Below are 17,085 nucleotides of genomic sequence, written 5' to 3' on the forward strand. Positions count from 1 at the left end.
AACGGCATACGGCGCAAGCGGCTTCGGCGTTTCGCCCGCTGCGCGCCGCGCCGCCTGAAGCGGCCTGGCGGGTTGCGAGCGAGTAAAGGCGTGGCCGGCTTGCCGCGGGGGCTGGCTCTCGGGCCGCGACTTTCGGCCTGTGCCATTCCCAGCATTCCGTTACCTGCTTTTTACCCTGTGCGGGCGGGTACACGAGTGGCGCCGATCCGCAACATACGTCCCTTTTTTGACATTTCAGCCATTCACACTTTGATGTGGGGACTGTCTCGCATCTTTCGATACGGGGTCGACGGGCCGGTCAAGCCAATTGGCCGGATTCTGCCGCTGCGATCGGGCCGCGCTTGCGTCGTCGGCCGTTGGATAACCGCTTATTTTAACTGAGTTTTTGCGAACAAGGCCAGATTTCCGGCGAGGTCGCCCACTTGAGCCAGCTCGCCGGCCCATTCGGCCGCACGGCGCTCGAGCGCCGGCAAGTGATGCTGCAATTCCGCCCAGTCCGGCCGGCCGGCGCCGTTCCACGCGTGCCAGAAACGTCCAAGGGCGTCGCGCGCGTCGGTGGGCAGGGTGCGCGCGTAGTGCGCGAGCGCCGCGTCGAGCTTGGGCAGATGGGCGTCGTCGGCTTGCGGGTAGATGTGCCAGACGAAGGGCTTGGCAGCCCATTGCGCGCGCACGAACGAGTCTTCGCCGCGCACGAAATTGATGTCGCTGACCCAGAGCAGCGCATCGTAGCCGGCCTGGTCGGTGAAGGCGAGCGCATGTGCGCTGAGGTTTCCGCGTGCGGCGTGCGAGCCGGCAGCGAACGAAGGCAGGCCGAAGAAGCGCGCGAGCGCCCCCGAGATGCGGCCTTCGGGCACCAGCAGGACGACCGGGCGGGCGCCGTCGCGCCATTGTTCGAGCAGGCTGTCGACGGCGGGATTTTCGTAGGCGAACAGCGAGACGACGGTGGCCGCGGCGGGCGGCGGCGCGTGGCCAGTGGCTTGCCGCCACCAGGCCTCGTGCGCGCTTGGCGACGCTTCGAAAGCCGCGCGCGCGCCGTCCAGCTGCCGTTCCTTCAGCACGCCGCCGGTGCCCGGGCCGAGGCCGGGGAAAAAGAAGGTCTTGGTGAGTGCATAGCGTGGATGGGGCGACGGCCGCAGATGAAAATCCGCGACCCAGTCCTCCGCGCTCAGATATTCGAGGTTGAGCCAGACGGGCGAGCGCTCGCGCGCGGCCATCGCGGCGACATAGATGGGCGGCAGTTCGCAGGCGAACGCCTCGATCACGACATCGGCTACTTCGAGCGTATCGCCCGCGTGGGTCGGCTCGTGCCAGTGCTCGACGACGATGCCGCTCACCGTCTGGCGAGCGCGCTGCGGCATCAGCGACGGGCACAGCTTCCGAAATGCCTGCAGGTCGTCGACGAACACGCGCACCTGCCAGCCGTGTTCTCTCGCGAGTTGGCGCGCGAGGCGCCAGCACACGCCGATGTCGCCGAAATTGTCGATCACCGCGCAGAAGATGTCGCAGGCGATCGCCGCGGGCGCGTCGTTGGCGTGGTCAGGTTGGGGCGTGGCGGAAGACATGGTGGCCTGGATCGCGGATTGGAACGGATGGAAGGAGCGGCGCAGTTCGCGCAATCGGAGCCTGCTGCGGCGCGACGTTACCGGCGGCCGCGGACGCGTGGGCCGAATCGAGGCGACAGGGTTCGAACGCACGCGGAATGCTCTAAACTGGCGATTCTAAAGCACCCGTTCACGATTGCGCGCGCGAGGCGTACTGAGCTTCGAGGAAGCGCGCGGCACACGGGGCAAGGCTTCGCCAGACGTCCCACCCAACCGATTCTGCATGACTGAACCCGAAGCAACCGACGCTTTCGAGCCGAAAAAAGTGCTCACCCAATTGCCGCATCTGCCCGGCGTCTATCGCTATTACGATACGCACGGCGCGGTGCTCTACGTGGGCAAGGCACGCGACCTGAAGAAGCGCGTCTCGAGCTACTTCACGAAGACGCTGCTATCGCCGCGTATCGCGATGATGGTGACGCGCATTGCGCGCATCGAAACCACCGTCACGCGTTCCGAGGCCGAAGCGCTTCTGCTCGAAAACAATCTGATCAAGGCGCTTGCGCCGCGCTACAACATTCTGTTTCGCGACGACAAGTCGTACCCCTACCTGAAACTCACCGGGCACAAGTTTCCGCGCATGGCGTATTACCGTGGCGCGGTGGATCGCAAGAATCAGTACTTCGGTCCGTTTCCGAGTGCGTGGGCGGTGCGCGAGAGCATCCAGATCCTGCAGCGCGTGTTTCAGTTGCGCACCTGCGAAGACTCCGTGTTCAACAATCGCACGCGGCCCTGTCTGCTGCATCAGATCGGCCGCTGCACGGCGCCGTGTGTCGCGGCCATCAGCGAAGAGGATTACGCGCGCGACGTCGCCAACGCTTCGCGCTTTCTGCTCGGCCGCCAGGGCGAAGTGATGAGCGAGCTCGAGCAGAAAATGCACGCCTTCGCGAGCGAGCTGAAATTCGAGCAGGCTGCGGCGGTGCGTAACCAGATGAGTTCGCTGTCGACAGTGCTGCATCAGCAGGCGATCGAAGTCGGCAGCGACAGCGACGTGGATATTCTCGCGGTGGTCGCGCTCGGCGGCCGTGTCTGCGTGAATCTTGCGATGGTGCGCGGCGGACGGCATCTGGGCGACAAGGCGTACTTCCCGGCGCATGTGGAGAGCGCGTTGACGGCGGATGAGGGCGGGCTGGCGGAAGGCGACGTGGCGCCGGCCGATGTCGCTGCCGATCCCGGCTCGCGCGCCGAAGAGGACATGGATGGCAAGGCGGAGTCGGCCGCCACCGCCGACGCCCTCGCGATCGCGCGAGATATGCCCCCGGAAGACGAAGAGCGGGAACAGGACGAACCGGACGAACAGGGCGAACAGGACACCGAGTCCGAAGAAGGCGACTCCGACTCCGACTCTGCACCCGCGAAACCGCGCAAAGGCCGCGCAGCCGGCGGCATCGAATCCGAAGTGCTAGAAGCGTTCATCGCCCAGCATTATCTGGGCAACCGCGTGCCGCCGGTGCTGGTGGTCAGCCACGCGCCCGCCACGCGCGAACTGGTCGACGTGCTGATCGAGCAGGCGGGTCACAAGGTGACCGTGCTGCGTCAGCCGCAAGGACAGCGGCGCGCGTGGCTCGCCATGGCCGAGCAGAACGCGCGGCTCGCGCTCGCGCGCCTGCTCTCGGAACAGGGTTCGCAACAGGCTCGCACGCGTGCGCTCACCGACACGCTCGGCATGGAGTGCGACGATCTCGCGCATCTGCGCATCGAATGTTTCGACATCAGCCACACCATGGGCGAGGCGACGCAGGCCTCGTGCGTGGTGTATCACCATCACAAGATGCAGTCCTCGGAATACCGCCGCTACAACATCACCGGCATTACGCCCGGCGACGATTACGCCGCGATGCGCCAGGTGCTCACGCGCCGCTACGAGAAGATGGTCGCGCAAGCCGCCGCGAATGCCGCCGACGAAGCCGCCGCGTTGCAAAGCGACGCGGCCGCGGATCCGTCGCTTGCGTCGGACGCTGCGGAGCCGGTCGCGGCCGGCGGCGTCTTGCCGACCATCGTATTGATCGACGGCGGCAAGGGTCAGGTCGAAATCGCGCGCCAGGTGTTCACAGAACTGGGTCTCGATACCGGCATGCTGGTCGGTGTCGCGAAGGGCGAGGGGCGCAAGGTCGGCCTCGAAACGCTCATTTTCGCCGACGGCCGCGCGCCGCTCGAGCTCGGCAAGGAAAGCGCCGCGCTGATGCTGGTCGCGCAGATTCGCGACGAAGCGCACCGCTTCGCCATCACCGGCATGCGCGCGAAGCGCGGCAAAACGCGCCAGACCTCGCGGCTCGAAGAACTCGAAGGCGTGGGCGCGAAGCGGCGCCAACGGCTGCTCGCGCGGTTTGGCGGACTGCGCGGCGTGGTCGCCGCCAGTGTCGAAGACCTGGCGAGCGTGGAGGGCATTTCGCAGGCGCTCGCCGAGCAGATTTACCGCCAGTTGCATTGATTGCGGCGGGTCTGGGCGGACCGCTCATGGCCTTCGAGCGGCGCGCGGCTGAGGACCCGCGCGCCGCTTTGCTTGTGGCAGGCCCTGTGACACGGCACAATTGCATCTCCCTTGCCAGACGCTGCGCCTGCCCATGCCGTTTAATTTCCCGATTTTCCTGACTTGGCTGCGGATCGTCCTGATTCCGCTCGTCGTCGGCGTGTTCTATTTGCCCGACATGATGATGAGCCCCGCGCACCGCAATCTGGCGGCCGCGACGATCTTCATTCTGGCGGCGCTGACCGACTGGTTCGACGGCTTTCTGGCGCGCAAGTGGAATCAGACCTCGGCATTCGGCGCGTTTCTCGATCCGGTCGCCGACAAGCTGATGGTGACCGCCGCGTTGCTGGTGCTCGTGCAACTCGCGCGAATCGATTCGGCGATTGCGCTCGTGATCGTCGGGCGCGAGATCGCGATTTCGGCGCTGCGGGAGTGGATGGCGCAGATCGGCGCGTCGAAGAGCGTCGCGGTCAATTCGCTTGGCAAGTTCAAGACGGTTTGCCAGATGGTGGCGATCCCCATGCTGCTGTTTTATGGTCCGCTGCCGTTCGGTGGTGGCGTGGTGATCGACACGCGTGTATGGGGCCTGTGGCTCATCTATCTGGCCGCGTTCCTGACCATCTGGTCGATGCTCTATTACATGAAACTCGCATGGCCGCAGATTCGCGAGCGAAGCGGTGCGGCCTGATTGCGCGACGTGGTGAAGGCGTCTGGCGCGTGTCCGAACTTCGCTGCAGCGTGAGTGAAATCTGTTCGGTAAAAGAGATTCGCAAAAGGGGTTGACACGTTTCAGTCGTTTCTCCATAATCTCGTTTCTCCGATGCACGCAGTTCGAAACGTCGGTGGCAGTAAGCGCGTAGTTGCAGTAACAAGGCAGCAGTTAGCAGGGCAAAAGCAGCACAATGCGGGAGTAGCTCAGTTGGTAGAGCGCAACCTTGCCAAGGTTGAGGTCGCGAGTTCGAGCCTCGTCTCCCGCTCCAATTTTTTAAGCAGCGCATTGTTTCGCGAAGTAGTTTGGCTAAGTGAACAGGCAGCGCGTTGTGAAGCAGTGCAATGCGGGAGTAGCTCAGTTGGTAGAGCGCAACCTTGCCAAGGTTGAGGTCGCGAGTTCGAGCCTCGTCTCCCGCTCCATACATAAGGGGAAGCAACGCTTCCCTTTTTGTTTGGTGGTCCGGTCTTTCCGGTTGTCCACCAGACAGAATCTGCGAATCTGTTGCTAGGTTCCAGTCCGCTTGCGGCGCGATAGCAAAGCGGTTATGCAGCGGCCTGCAAAGCCGTTTAGGCCGGTTCGACTCCGGCTCGCGCCTCCAGTAGTTGATGTCAAGAAAAGCCCCGACCCGTCGGGGCTTTTCTTTTTTGTGCATTCTCCGGCCGCACGAATGCAGACGCTCGCACGGTGGCGGTACTCATCACGAGTGCACGCTGTCTCGAGCCAGTTGGCCGTCGCGATGATCGGCGTGTTTAGCGCATATCCATTCTTCTTGCTCGCAGCTTGTCCCGAACTCGTCCAGCGAGCCTGTCGTTAGCTCGTCGTTACCGAGTCAGAATCGCTCCTGACAGTCGCGCTAATTCTGCGCACTGCCGGTATCGTCGCCGATGTGGCGCACAATTCATGGTTCGCGCTGCATCAACCGATCGAATCAACCGATCCGCGTTGACCTTCACCTCTGGCAGAACGCCTTTCTGCTATCCGTCGCATTCACCGTGCGAACGGGTTGGGGAGCGGCGCCGCGCTTGATTCCGCGCTTGATTCCACGCTTGATCGATTGAACGGCGCGCGGGCTTCTTTGCATGATTGCTTGTCCACACCGAGGCTGCATGTACCTACAACTCACCGGCACCCACGTTCGCCTGCTCGGCTCGATGCATCTCTTTCCCGCTGCGAGCCGCCGAACCCCGCCATGGATTGCCGAAGCATATGACTGGGCCGAAGCGCTCGTCTTCGAGTCCGACCCGCCGACCATCCTTCCGTTTCTGAAGGCCGCCGGGCAAGACGGCGTCGCTCGACTGCAACCTTTGTTGTCCGCCGACGCATGGCAGCGGCTTCACGCGGCGTGGCCCGTTGAAGGTCCGCTGGCGCCGCTCGCCGATCTGCGTCCGTGGGCCGCGTTGATCGTCGCGCCGACGCTGTTCCAGCAGGTGGTGGAGGGTGTCGAGCCGCGCATGCTGCGCTCGGCGGTCACGCAGGCCAAACCCTACCGGTATCTCGAGACCGCGCAGGAGGTGGCCGCGGCGCTCGAATCGATTCCGCTCGATGCGGTCGGCGCGGCGCTCGATCTCCTGATGGCCGATCTCGACGAACCGCAGCGCACGCTCGAGCGCATGCATGCGGCCTGGCTGGAGGGCGATCTGCCGACAGTGCACCGCATTGCCACCGAGTCGCCGATGTTCAATCTGCCAGGCATCCGGCATGCGATTCTCGATGCGCGCAATCGCGCATGGGCGGCACGCCTCGTGGAGTTGCTCCCGCGGACGGAGCGCACGTTGGTGGTCGTCGGCGCGCTGCATTTGTGCGGGCCTCGCAACCTGATCGACTGTCTTGCGCGGCCCGTCGAGCCGGTCTCTGTCGACCTGTAGCCGACCCGTCGTCAACCCGCCGTCACCCCATTGCCGCATCGGCGTCTCGGCACGATGCCGCGCGCATCGGTTCGCATGCCGATGCCGCACGCATGCAAGCCGGGGGAACTCTCTCGCGCTGGTCTTGCCCCAACACAAGGCATGTCGCTATAAACTAACCGCCAACCGCCTCGGCCGCACCGGTCGCCTTGGGGAATACCAACATGCATGGTCCGCCGACACCCAGTAACGAAAGCGCCCGTCTCGACACCCTGCGTGCGCTGCATATTCTCGATACCTCGCCGGAAGAGCGTTTCGACCGCCTGACGCGGCTCGCCAGGCGGCTCTTCGGGGTGCCCATCGCGCTCGTTAGCCTCGTCGACGCCGAGCGCCAGTGGTTCAAGTCGTGCGTCGGTTTGACAGCGAGCGAGACCTCGCGTGACGTGTCGTTCTGCGCGCACGCGATCCTCGGCGACGAAATCATGATGGTGCCCGACACCTTTGCGGACGAGCGGTTTTACGACAATCCGCTCGTCACGGACAACCCGAATATCCGTTTCTACGCCGGCTGTCCGCTGACGGTGCCCAACGGCAGCAAGCTCGGCACGCTCTGTCTGATCGACACCAAGCCGCATGGCCTCGACGAAGAAGAGCGCGAATTGCTGCGCGATCTGGCGCGCATGGCCGAGCAGGAATTGGCGGCGGTGCAATTGGCCACGCTCGACGATCTGACGCTTCTGTCGAACCGGCGCGGTTTCGAGGCACTCGCGCAACATGCGCTGAACGTGTGCAAGCGGATGCAAAAACCGGCGTCGCTGCTGTTCTTCGATCTGAACGATTTCAAGCAGATCAACGACACGTTCGGCCACGCCGAAGGCGATCACGCGCTGAAGCGCTTCGCCGACGTGCTGCGCACCGCGCTGCGTGAAAGCGATGTGATCGGGCGGCTCGGCGGCGACGAGTTCGTCGTGCTGCTCTCCGATTCGGACTGCGGCGCCACCGAGGAAGTGACGCACCGTCTCACGCAGATGCTGGACGCGCGCAATGCCGAAGCACGGCGTGGCTATGACATCCGCTATAGCGTCGGGCAGATTCAATACGATCCTGCCCGACACGGATCGGTTGCCGAACTGCTGGCGGCCGCCGACGCCGCGATGTACAGCCACAAGCAGGCGTCGAAGGCGCGCTCCGTGCATCGGAACTAGGCGCGGCACGGTGGCGAAGCACGTCACGTGCGGCATAATCTCGCCTCACCGCCATGCGTGCGGTGTGTCTCTTTTCTATAGAACGTTGTCATGACCGAACCGCAGCACAACGCCGCCACGCGGCTGGCGCAACTCGATTGGCGCTGGAAATCCTTCAACGACCTGACGAGCCTCGAGGTCTACACAATGCTGGGGGCGCGCAGCGCGGTGTTCGTCGTCGAGCAGAACTGCGTATACGGCGATATCGACGGGCTCGATGTGGACGCCTGGCATCTGCTGGCCTACGGTGCCGGTGAGAAACGGCCGCCGCTCGCGGGTTATCTGCGCGTGCTGCTGCCTGATGCGGACGACACGGATATTCGCATCGGCCGTGTGCTCACGACCGCGCCATTTCGCGGTATCGGTCTGGGCAACGCCATGCTCGAACGGTCGCTCGCGCACATTCGCGCGCAGTGGCCCGATACGCCGATCCGGTTGCATGCGCAGGCGCATCTGCAAGGCTTCTACGGTGCGTTCGGTTTCGCGCCGGTGTCGGAAGTGCACGAAGAAGACGGCATCCCGCATATCTGGATGCGTTCGGCCTGAAGCGGCGCAACAACGCCGGGCGAGGCATAGGCGTGGAGTGCGCCGCAATCGTTGCGATCGTTGCAAGCCACAGAGCGTCAGCCGCGCTTGCCCGCAGTGGCCGAAGCAGTGCTCGCCATCGCGTGCGCCGGCTTCACGCGCCGTTCGCCACGCAGGCGTCCGCGGGCCGACAGACGCATCCAGTGGCGCAAGGCCACTAGCGCGCCGATCACGCTCATCATCGAACCGGGAATCCACAGCAACAGTCCGCCGATCTGCTGATCGCGCATCGGGCTCAACCACGTGAACGCACGGCCGCAGATCGAGTAGATCGGATACAACTCGTGCGGCGTGAAGAAGATGAACGCGCCGAGAATGATCTGCGGCGGAATCGCGGCGATCACCACCAGCACGCGTTTGCCCGGCGACAGACGGGCCGGCGGCGCCGGGCGCGGATCGAGCACGAGCCACCAGAACAGCAGGCCGTCGATCACCATGCTCCAGTTCATCACGCGATAGAGCCGCCAGTCGAGCATCGCGACGAAATGAACGGGCGACATCAACCAGAAGTAGATCAGTCCGACGAACAAGGTCACCGCGACGACCGGATGCATCACCACGTCGAGCAGCCGGCGCACGACCGGCGTCTCGAGCGCCGGCCGCACGAAGCGCTGCCGCCAGCTGAACGGAATACCCGCGCGCAACGCGGCGCCCGGATACGACAGCGCGATGAAGAACGGCCCGAGGTGATGCAGCACCAGATGCTGCGCGCGATGCATGAAGAACTCGTGTTCGAAGAAGTAGTCGAGCCGTGTATGCAATGCGACATAGAGCGCCACCAGCCCGAACCAGAAGGAGATGCGCCGGGCAACCGACACCTTTGCCTTGCGTGCACCGCGCACGAAGAGGATCGCCGGCACCAGCAAGGCGATCACGACGGTCGGCGAAAACTCCCAGGGATCGAGCCAGTAGAGCAGATTCATCGCGGCAGGCTACTTCGTCTGCGCCGGCGACTTGACGGCGAACGGCGTGTCGAGCGTTTCGCCGTCGGAGAACTTGAGCGTGAGATGCACGGTGTCGCCCGGCGCGATCTTGTGCTTCGCATCTTCGAGCATCACGTGGTAGCCGCCGGGCGCGATGGCGACCTGACCGTGCGCGGGCACCGTCAGCTTGTCCACCATCACCATCTTCTGCGACGAGCCGTTCGACACGGTCTGATGCAGCATCGCGTCACCGTAGTCGTTGCTGGAGATGTCGACGAGGTCGACCGGCTTGTCGCTCGCGTTGACCAGCGTCACATAGCCGGCGGCGGGCAGGTTGTTCGGCAGCCAGCGGACCCACGCGTTTTTCGCGCTGACCGCGTTGGCACCGGCGGCTTGTGCGGTTGATGCAACACCAAACGAGAGGGCGAGGGCGCAACTCAGTGCGGCAAACGTCTTGATCTTGATCGACATGAATGAACTCGGGAAAGGTCAGGAACGGTCTTCAATGATACGGCGCAGGTCTCGTGCGATCGCATCGGGCGTGTCGTGGTCGGTGGCCAAAAGGCGCGCGTGGCCCTGGCTGTCGAACACATAGACGGCGGAACTATGGGTGACTTCGTAGTTGCCGCTCGGGTCGCGTTTTTCCATCTGGTAGGTGACGCGGTAACGCTTGGCGAGCGACTCGATCTGCCAGTCGGTGCCGGTCAGCCCTTCGGCGTGTTGCGAGTCGAAAGCGCCCACGTACTCGCGCAAGGCTTGCGCCGTGTCGCGCGCCGGATCGACGGTGATGAACAGAATACGCACCTTCTGGGCGTCGGGGCCGAGCTTGCCGAGCACCTGCATCAACCGGCCCATCGTTTCGGGGCAGACATCCGGGCAATGCGTATAGCCGAAATAAACGAGCGAAGTGCGGCCCTTGAACGCGTCACCTTTGACGGCGCGGCCATCGTCGCCGGTCAGCGTGAAATCGAGATCCGGCAGATGGCCGGTCACATTGGTCAACTGCCACGTTTCCTGGCGATGCGTGCAGCCGGCCAGCGCCGTGAGTGCGCCCAGCACGATCGTCAGCGCAAGCAGCCGCGCGCGGCGCAGCCCGTGTGAGGAGGTGAGGTGCGTGTGCGGGTGGCGGAATGAGAAGATCGGGAACAAAGCAGGGTTCAGTGACTCGATTGAATTGCGGCGCCAATGCGCCCATGAGCGGCGCTGCTCGATTCGCGCGCAACGGCGCGGGCCGTCATAGTGTGCAAATATGGTCGTAACGGCAATGATCTGCGTGGCTGCGACTGTATCGCAAAATCGGCGACGACGTCGCGCACCGCCCGCGGGTGCGCGTTTTGCGGGGCAATTTGACGCAGGCGGCTGAAAGCTGCATGAAGCCGGATTGTTGTCGTTTTGAATGCAATCGCCGGCGGTGACCATGCGCCGCGTCCGGCTGGGCTTGTGTCCAGGCTTACTTTCTCGAAAAATTGACGGATGCGCGGTAAGATGCGCACACTTTTCCGGCCGCCCAAGGCTGAAAGGCAAAACTAACCGATGCAAGCACTTCCGGCTGTTCTGTCTCCAGGTGAGACGGCATTTTTCTTCGATTTCGACGGCACGCTCGTCGAACTCGCTCCCACGCCGGACGGCGTGCTGGTGGGACCCCGCGTGATCGACTTGCTGAGCGAGTTGCGCCGCCTGACCAACGGCGCCGTCGCGGTCGTGTCGGGCCGCGGTATCGACAGCATCGACGCTTTTCTCGGCATGCCCGATCTGCCGATTGCGGGTCTGCACGGCGCCGAGCGGCGCGACGCGAACGGCGACACGCAGCGCATCGGCTTTCATGACGAGCGGCTCCTGCGCATGGAGCAGGTGCTCGCGCAGGTGGTCAACGAAAACCCCGGCATGCTGCTCGAGATCAAGGGCGCGGCCGTGGCGCTGCATTACCGGAACGCGCCCGATCGCGAGCCGGTGGCGCGCGAGGCGACCGGGCGGCTGGTCGCCGATTACGCCGGCTCCTATGTGTTGCAGCCGGGCAAGATGGTCTACGAAATCAAACCCAAAGATGTCGACAAGGGCCGCGCGTTGCGCGCGTTCCTCGACGAGCCGCCCTTCGTCGGCCGCCAGCCGGTCTTTGCCGGCGACGATCTGACCGACGAGAAAGGCTTTGCCGTCGTCAACGAACGCGGCGGGGTGTCGATCAAGGTCGGCCCGGGCGAGACGATGGCGCGCACGCGCATCGACTCGGTCCCGGCGCTGCTCGACTGGCTGGCGTCGGTCGTCGCGGCGGCGCGTTCCGCGTGATGGCCATGCCGCATCGCTCAAAACAAACCACGTACTGCATCGGGACACGCGCTTCATGAGCCGACTGATCATCGTATCGAACCGGGTTGCGCCGATCTCGGAGGGCGGCCCGGCGGCGGGCGGTCTGGCGGTCGGCGTGTACGACGCGCTGAAGGAAACCGGCGGCATGTGGTTCGGCTGGAGCGGCGACGTGCTCAGTTCGGGCCAGCCGCAGATCAAGGTCGAGGAGCGCGGCCCCGTGACCTTCGCGACCATCGCGCTGATGCGCCGCGATTACGACCAGTACTACCGAGGTTTTTCCAACGCCACGCTGTGGCCGGCCTTCCACTATCGCGCCGACCTGCTGCAATACGACCGGCACGACTTCGAGGGCTACTGCCGCGTCAATGCGTGGCTCGCGCAACAACTCGTGCCGCTGCTGCGCGAAGACGATGTGATCTGGGTTCACGACTATCACCTGATTCCGTTCGCGCAGGCTCTGCGTGCGGCGGGCGTGAAGAATCGCATCGGTTTTTTTCTGCATATTCCGTTTCCGGCTTCGCAGGTGCTGCTGGCGGTGCCGCCGCATCGCGAACTCGTTGAAGCGCTGTGTTCGTTCGATCTGCTCGGCTTCCAGACGGCGCCGGATCTGCGCGCGTTCTGCGACTACATCGTCAACGAGGCGAACGGCACGGTGGACGCTTCGGCAAGCGGCCCGCTGACGATCCACGCGTTCGGCCGCACGCTGCGCGCGGCGGCCTATCCGATCGGCGTCTATCCGGACGAGATCGCCGAACTCGCGAAAGCGGGCGAGCGCGGCAAGCCGGTGCGCACGATGAAAGCGACGCTGCATTCGCGCAAGCTGATCATGAGCGTGGACCGGCTCGATTATTCGAAGGGACTGGTCGAGCGTTTTCGCGCCTTCGAGCGTCTGCTCGAACATACGACCGCGCAGCGCAACAAGGTGTCGTTCCTGCAGATCGCGCCGCCGACGCGCGCCGACATGCACGCGTACCAGGACATCCGCTTGCAGCTGGAAGGGGAATCGGGGCGCATCAACGGACGCTTCGCCGAACTCGACTGGACGCCGATTCTCTACATCCACAAGCAATACGAGCGCTCGGTGCTGGCCGCGCTGTTTCGCACCGCGCACGTCGGTTATGTCACGCCGTTGCGCGACGGCATGAACCTCGTCGCCAAGGAGTACGTATCGGCGCAGGACCCGGAGAATCCGGGCGTGCTCGTGCTGTCGCGCTTTGCCGGCGCCGCGCAGGAACTGGACGGCGCGCTGATCGTCAATCCGGTCGACATCGACGGCATGGCGGAAGCGCTCGCGAGGGCGCTCGACATGCCGCTCGTGGAGCGCCAGGCACGTCATCGCGACATGATGGTGCAGTTGCGCGAGAACAATGTGTCGGTGTGGCGCGATAACTTCATGCGCGATTTGCAGGGGGTCGCTGGTGCAAAGAGCACCCGAAGCGGGAAGGCGCGCGCCGCGCCGGGGAAAAAGGCCGTACGCGACACTCAGGCCGGGTAGGCGCGTTCGGCGCCGCTGGTGTCGGGGGGGAAAAGCAGAAAAGCCGCTCGAAGAGCGGCTTTTTCATTTTCATTTGACGAGGGGCGCATCGGCGACGAAGCAGCGGCGCTGGGTGCGCCGTGCGCGGGCTCAGACCACGTGCTGCTCGTCGACCTTCTTGCCGCCGATGTGCAGCGTCGTGCCCTTGCCATACTGCTTGCTCAGCAGATCGCGATACAGGCCCGGGCGCTGGCGCAACTCGTCCGGGCTGCCGTCGTCGATGACCTTGCCGGCGCTCATCACGATGATCCTGTCGAAGTTGTTCAGCGTGGACAGGCGGTGCGCGATCGCGACCACGGTGCGGCCGACCATCAACCGGTCGAGCGCCTTCTGAATCGCTTCTTCCGACGAACTGTCGAGCGCCGAAGTCGCTTCGTCGAGCAGCAGGATCGGCGCGTTCTTCAGGATCGCGCGTGCAATCGCGATGCGTTGACGCTGGCCGCCCGACAACTTCACGCCGCGATCGCCGACGATCGTGTCGTAGCCTTCCGGCATAGCCTCGATAAAGTCCGCGCAACGGGCCTCGCGCGCGGCCGCGAGCACTTCTTCTCGGGTCGCTTCCGGGCGCCCATAGGCAATGTTCTCGTACACCGTGCGATGGAACAGCGAGATGTCCTGCGGCACCAGCGCAATCGCGTGCCGCAAGCTCTCCTGGGTGACCGTGGCGATGTCCTGGCCGTCGACCTTGATCGCGCCGCCCTGGGTTTCATAGAAACGCTGCAACAGCGCCAGCACCGTGGATTTGCCCGCGCCCGACTTGCCGATCAGGCCGACGCGCTGGCCGGGTTGGATATGCAGGTCGAAGTGGTCGAGAATCGGTCGGCGGCGCGGATAGGCGAACGTCACGCTTTCGAAATCGATGCGGCCGCCTTGCGGCACGAGCTCGGTGGCGTCGTTGCGGTCGGGCATGCCGTGCGGCTCGAGCAGCGTGCGCACGGCCTCCGCGAGACGCGCCACGTGCTGCGTGACATCCACGAGCGCCACGGCCAGATCGCGCGTGCCGTGCAGGATCGTGAAGCCGAGCGAGCTGACGAGCACGATGTCGCCCGAGGTCGCCCGGCCTTGATCCCACAGCCACAACGCCCAGCCCAGCAAGCCCGCCGACAGCAGCGCGGTGATCACGGCATGCAGCAGGCGCAGCTTTTCCAGATACAGCAGGCTTTGCTGGCGCGCGTCCATCTCGGCCTTGACCGTGGCGCCGAACCGCTGCTGCTCGCGCAACGTCATGCCGAAAGCGCGCACGAGGCCCATGTTGCTGATCACGTCGACCAGCTCGCCGTCCACCGAGGCCGCCTTGGTGGCGAAATGGTGATGGCGCGCAGAGCCGCGGCCCGCCAGTTTGTACAACACGACCGACAGGATTGCCGAGCACAGCATCAGGCCGCCGGCCATCAGCGGATTCACCGCGGTGATCATGACGATCGCGCCGAGCACGGCGATGCAGGGCGGCAGCACGTTCCACGCGGTGGTGTTCTCCGCCGTGTAGACCGCGTTCGAGGTGGCCGTGATCCGGCTCGCGAGCATGCCTGGCTGTTTCTCGGAGTAATAGGTGGGCGAATGCCCGCTCAAATACTGGAACAGGTCGCGCCGCAGGTCGCCCGTCACGGCGACGAACGTATGCGCGGCGACCCAGCCGCCGACGCGCCACAGCAGGTTGTCGGCGGCGATCAGGCCGACGAGGATGGCGAACGCACCCCACAGCGGACCGGGATGGTGCCGCCCTTCGCCGAGCACGTCGATCAGATGCTTGATCGCATATTGAGAAGCGAGCGCACAGCCGACGGCCGCGAACACGCTGCACAGCACGATCGCATGCGCGAGCGGATGGCGGCGAATGAAGCGGAAAAGAAACGCGAGCGGCCGGTGCGCATAGCTCGCGAGCTTTGCGTCCTGGGCATTACGCTGGGCGACGGTTAAATGTTCCAATTGATCGTGAAGGTCGATGGGTTCGGGGTTGTGCATGCAAAGCGCGGGCCACGTGAAAGACGGCGGCCGTGAAGCCGATGCTTCGCATTGTAAACATGCAAAAGCGATTGCGCCCTGTGTTATCGGGCCTTGGCGCGATTGATCTCGCGATGGACGTCCGCGGCCTGCTATTGCTCGACCCGCCAGCGGGTCACGTTAACGCAGTCCGCGGATTCTTTTCTGGATATAATTACAAATTGCATTCAACGGCGATGCGGCATTTCTTCAACGGATGCCGGCAAACTTGACGCAGGTGCTGCCGGCGGTGCCTCGGCAATGCTGCGCTGCGAGCCAGTCGACACTGTAGAACTGTCTTATAAAACAAGGGTTTGCAAAGTGTTTCCCCTTTGTAACAACGTAAAGACTTTGAAATGTTGTGGTGCAGCGAGACTCCCGGCATCGATAATGCATGCTCTGTAGGCCCGCCGAAATTTCTGACAGTTTGTCAACGTAGGTGTCATGTGTGCGTTTACCGGCACATGCGCAGACGCTGATCACGGGTCTGGGCTCACTACCCAAGCGATCCATCGCAGGATTTCTCGAAAGAATCAGGCCCGCGCCGGCATATCCGGCCAGACTGCCCTGGCGAGCAAGCGAGTCGCTTTTACCAAACGCAGTACCTTTGCCTGATTTTTTACGAGGAGTTCTTCATTATGCGAATCGCTCAAATCGCTCCGTTGCACGAGGCGGTTCCTCCCAAGCTGTATGGTGGTACGGAACGCGTGGTGTCCTATCTGACCGAAGCTTTGGTTGAACAGGGCCACGACGTCACGCTCTTTGCGAGCGGCGATTCGCAAACCTCGGCGAAACTCGAAGCGTTCTGGCCGCAGGCGCTGCGCCTCGACCCGACCATCCGCGACGTGATGGCGCCGCACATGCTGCTGCTCGAAGAAGTGCGCCGCCGCGCGGACGAGTTCGACGTGCTGCATTTCCACATCGACTACTACCCGTTCTCGTTGTTCGCCCGCCAGCCGGTGCCGTTCCTGACCACGCTGCACGGCCGTCTCGACCTGCCGGAACTGCAGCCGATCTTCAACACGTTCAGCGACGTGCCGGTGGTGTCGATTTCGGACAACCAGCGTATTCCGCTGCAACAGGCGAACTGGCTGCAAACCGTCTATCACGGCCTGCCGGAAAACGTGCTCACGCCGATTCCGAACGTCGAGCCGGGCTACCTCGCTTTCCTCGGCCGCGTCTCGCCGGAGAAGGGCCTCGACCGCGCGATCCGTATCGCCGGCCAGGCAGGCATGAAGCTCAAGGTCGCCGCCAAGATCGACAAGGCCGACCGTGCCTATTACGAAGAAGTGATCAAGCCGCTGATGGCGCTCCCGCACGTCGAGTACATCGGCGAAATCGGCGAAGCCGAAAAGCGTGAGTTCCTCGGCAACGCGCATGCACTGGTGTTCCCGATCGACTGGCCGGAGCCCTTCGGTCTGGTCATGATCGAAGCGATGGCGTGCGGTACGCCGGTGATCGCGTTCAACCGCGGTTCGGTGCCGGAAGTGATCGAAAACGGCGTGTCGGGCTTCGTCGTCGAAGACGAAATCAGCGCGGTCGCCGCATTGAAGCGTCTGCACACGCTGCCGCGCGCCAACGTGCGCAAGGCGTTCGAATCGCGCTTCTCGTCGAAGGTCATGGCGCGGAACTACGTCGCCACGTATGAAGAACTGCTGCGTCAGAAGCATCGCACCGTGCTGCGCGAAGTCAACGCAGGCTAATCGACACCGGCTGATGCACGACCGATAAAAGAGTCGAAACGGTCGAACAAGCGCCTCGCGGCGCTTCGCCAGCCGCCAGCAACGCCCCGTGCGCCACCGGCCCACGGGGCGTTGTTGCAAGCGCGCCGCGTTTTTTACAATGAACCGACGAAAGTGAGGGGTTTGCGCCGGTAAGAATGAGCCAC

Annotated in this window: 13 protein-coding genes and 3 tRNA genes; 11 read left to right on the forward strand and 5 right to left on the reverse strand. The window is 64.0% G+C overall.

All coding sequences use genetic code 11. The annotated features are described in order from the left end of the window. Window positions 1-368: 368 nt before the first annotated feature. Window positions 369-1,562, reverse strand: coding sequence for an elongation factor P maturation arginine rhamnosyltransferase EarP (earP, locus tag CJU94_RS10490; protein ID WP_095420291.1), 1,194 nt, complete (start codon window positions 1,560-1,562; stop codon window positions 369-371). Window positions 1,563-1,824: 262 nt separating this feature from the next. Between earP and uvrC the strand changes: the two genes are divergently transcribed. The 8 genes from uvrC to CJU94_RS10530 all read left to right on the forward strand — a co-directional run bounded on the left by uvrC (window position 1,825) and on the right by CJU94_RS10530 (window position 8,417). After that, the gene (uvrC, locus tag CJU94_RS10495) at window positions 1,825-4,032 is read left to right on the forward strand and encodes an excinuclease ABC subunit UvrC (RefSeq protein ID WP_095418631.1); all 2,208 of its coding nucleotides are present in this window, start codon (window positions 1,825-1,827) and stop codon (window positions 4,030-4,032) included. Between the two features lie 133 nt (window positions 4,033-4,165). Beyond that, window positions 4,166-4,759: a CDP-diacylglycerol--glycerol-3-phosphate 3-phosphatidyltransferase gene (gene pgsA / locus CJU94_RS10500; protein WP_095418632.1), complete on the forward strand. Its 594-nt coding sequence runs from the start codon at window positions 4,166-4,168 to the stop codon at window positions 4,757-4,759. Window positions 4,760-4,975: 216 nt separating this feature from the next. Further along, window positions 4,976-5,051 (forward strand) — tRNA-Gly (locus CJU94_RS10505). Window positions 5,052-5,126: 75 nt separating this feature from the next. Next, window positions 5,127-5,202: transfer RNA gene (locus tag CJU94_RS10510), tRNA-Gly, on the forward strand. Window positions 5,203-5,307: 105 nt separating this feature from the next. After that, window positions 5,308-5,381: transfer RNA gene (locus tag CJU94_RS10515), tRNA-Cys, on the forward strand. Window positions 5,382-5,889: 508 nt separating this feature from the next. After that, window positions 5,890-6,648, forward strand: a complete 759-nt coding sequence (locus tag CJU94_RS10520; RefSeq protein ID WP_095418633.1) for a TraB/GumN family protein — start codon at window positions 5,890-5,892, stop codon at window positions 6,646-6,648. Between the two features lie 203 nt (window positions 6,649-6,851). Next, window positions 6,852-7,832 (forward strand): sensor domain-containing diguanylate cyclase, encoded by a 981-nt coding sequence (locus CJU94_RS10525; protein ID WP_095418634.1) that lies wholly within the window; start codon window positions 6,852-6,854, stop codon window positions 7,830-7,832. A 90-nt stretch (window positions 7,833-7,922) separates the two neighbouring features. After that, window positions 7,923-8,417, forward strand: a complete 495-nt coding sequence (locus CJU94_RS10530; protein WP_095418635.1) for a GNAT family N-acetyltransferase — start codon at window positions 7,923-7,925, stop codon at window positions 8,415-8,417. A gap of 77 nt (window positions 8,418-8,494) precedes the next feature. Here the strand turns inward: CJU94_RS10530 and CJU94_RS10535 are convergent, their stop codons facing one another. Genes CJU94_RS10535 through CJU94_RS10545 form a run of 3 tightly spaced genes read right to left on the reverse strand, consistent with a single transcriptional unit; the run spans window position 8,495 to window position 10,528 of the window. Further along, on the reverse strand, window positions 8,495-9,379 hold the full coding sequence (locus CJU94_RS10535) for a cytochrome c oxidase assembly protein (protein WP_095418636.1): 885 nt from the start codon (window positions 9,377-9,379) through the stop codon (window positions 8,495-8,497). Window positions 9,380-9,388: 9 nt separating this feature from the next. Then, window positions 9,389-9,850, reverse strand: coding sequence for a copper chaperone PCu(A)C (locus tag CJU94_RS10540; RefSeq protein WP_095418637.1), 462 nt, complete (start codon window positions 9,848-9,850; stop codon window positions 9,389-9,391). Between the two features lie 18 nt (window positions 9,851-9,868). Beyond that, the gene (locus CJU94_RS10545) at window positions 9,869-10,528 is read right to left on the reverse strand and encodes an SCO family protein (RefSeq protein ID WP_425272142.1); all 660 of its coding nucleotides are present in this window, start codon (window positions 10,526-10,528) and stop codon (window positions 9,869-9,871) included. A 384-nt stretch (window positions 10,529-10,912) separates the two neighbouring features. On the opposite strand from CJU94_RS10545, the gene otsB reads away from it, so the two are divergent. Next, window positions 10,913-11,662, forward strand: a complete 750-nt coding sequence (gene otsB, locus CJU94_RS10550; protein WP_095418638.1) for a trehalose-phosphatase — start codon at window positions 10,913-10,915, stop codon at window positions 11,660-11,662. 55 nt (window positions 11,663-11,717) lie between these two features. Then, a complete protein-coding gene (gene otsA, locus CJU94_RS10555; protein WP_095418639.1) occupies window positions 11,718-13,178 on the forward strand; it encodes an alpha,alpha-trehalose-phosphate synthase (UDP-forming) in 1,461 nt (486 codons plus the stop codon). 129 nt (window positions 13,179-13,307) lie between these two features. On the opposite strand, the gene CJU94_RS10560 is transcribed toward otsA, so the two are convergent. After that, window positions 13,308-15,179: an ABC transporter ATP-binding protein gene (locus CJU94_RS10560; protein WP_208645305.1), complete on the reverse strand. Its 1,872-nt coding sequence runs from the start codon at window positions 15,177-15,179 to the stop codon at window positions 13,308-13,310. A gap of 656 nt (window positions 15,180-15,835) precedes the next feature. Here CJU94_RS10560 and CJU94_RS10565 point away from each other — a divergent pair. Continuing rightward, window positions 15,836-16,900: a glycosyltransferase family 4 protein gene (locus CJU94_RS10565; protein WP_095418640.1), complete on the forward strand. Its 1,065-nt coding sequence runs from the start codon at window positions 15,836-15,838 to the stop codon at window positions 16,898-16,900. The last annotated feature ends 185 nt before the right edge of the window (window positions 16,901-17,085 follow it).

The organism is Paraburkholderia aromaticivorans, assembly GCF_002278075.1.
Taxonomy (GTDB): Bacteria; Pseudomonadota; Gammaproteobacteria; order Burkholderiales; family Burkholderiaceae; genus Paraburkholderia; species Paraburkholderia aromaticivorans.

Bases quoted from the DNA above. Each gene is read 5' to 3' on its own strand.
- uvrC (WP_095418631.1), top strand. From the start codon at position 1,825: ATGACTGAACCCGAAGCAACCGACGCTTTCGAGCCGAAAAAAGTGCTC.
- otsA (WP_095418639.1), top strand. From the start codon at position 11,718: ATGAGCCGACTGATCATCGTATCGAACCGGGTTGCGCCGATCTCGGAG.
- CJU94_RS10520 (WP_095418633.1), top strand. From the start codon at position 5,890: ATGTACCTACAACTCACCGGCACCCACGTTCGCCTGCTCGGCTCGATG.
- CJU94_RS10565 (WP_095418640.1), top strand. From the start codon at position 15,836: ATGCGAATCGCTCAAATCGCTCCGTTGCACGAGGCGGTTCCTCCCAAG.
- CJU94_RS10540 (WP_095418637.1), bottom strand. From the start codon at position 9,850: ATGTCGATCAAGATCAAGACGTTTGCCGCACTGAGTTGCGCCCTCGCC.
- CJU94_RS10525 (WP_095418634.1), top strand. From the start codon at position 6,852: ATGCATGGTCCGCCGACACCCAGTAACGAAAGCGCCCGTCTCGACACC.
- otsB (WP_095418638.1), top strand. From the start codon at position 10,913: ATGCAAGCACTTCCGGCTGTTCTGTCTCCAGGTGAGACGGCATTTTTC.
- earP (WP_095420291.1), bottom strand. From the start codon at position 1,562: ATGTCTTCCGCCACGCCCCAACCTGACCACGCCAACGACGCGCCCGCG.
- CJU94_RS10535 (WP_095418636.1), bottom strand. From the start codon at position 9,379: ATGAATCTGCTCTACTGGCTCGATCCCTGGGAGTTTTCGCCGACCGTC.
- CJU94_RS10560 (WP_208645305.1), bottom strand. From the start codon at position 15,179: ATGCACAACCCCGAACCCATCGACCTTCACGATCAATTGGAACATTTA.
- CJU94_RS10530 (WP_095418635.1), top strand. From the start codon at position 7,923: ATGACCGAACCGCAGCACAACGCCGCCACGCGGCTGGCGCAACTCGAT.
- pgsA (WP_095418632.1), top strand. From the start codon at position 4,166: ATGCCGTTTAATTTCCCGATTTTCCTGACTTGGCTGCGGATCGTCCTG.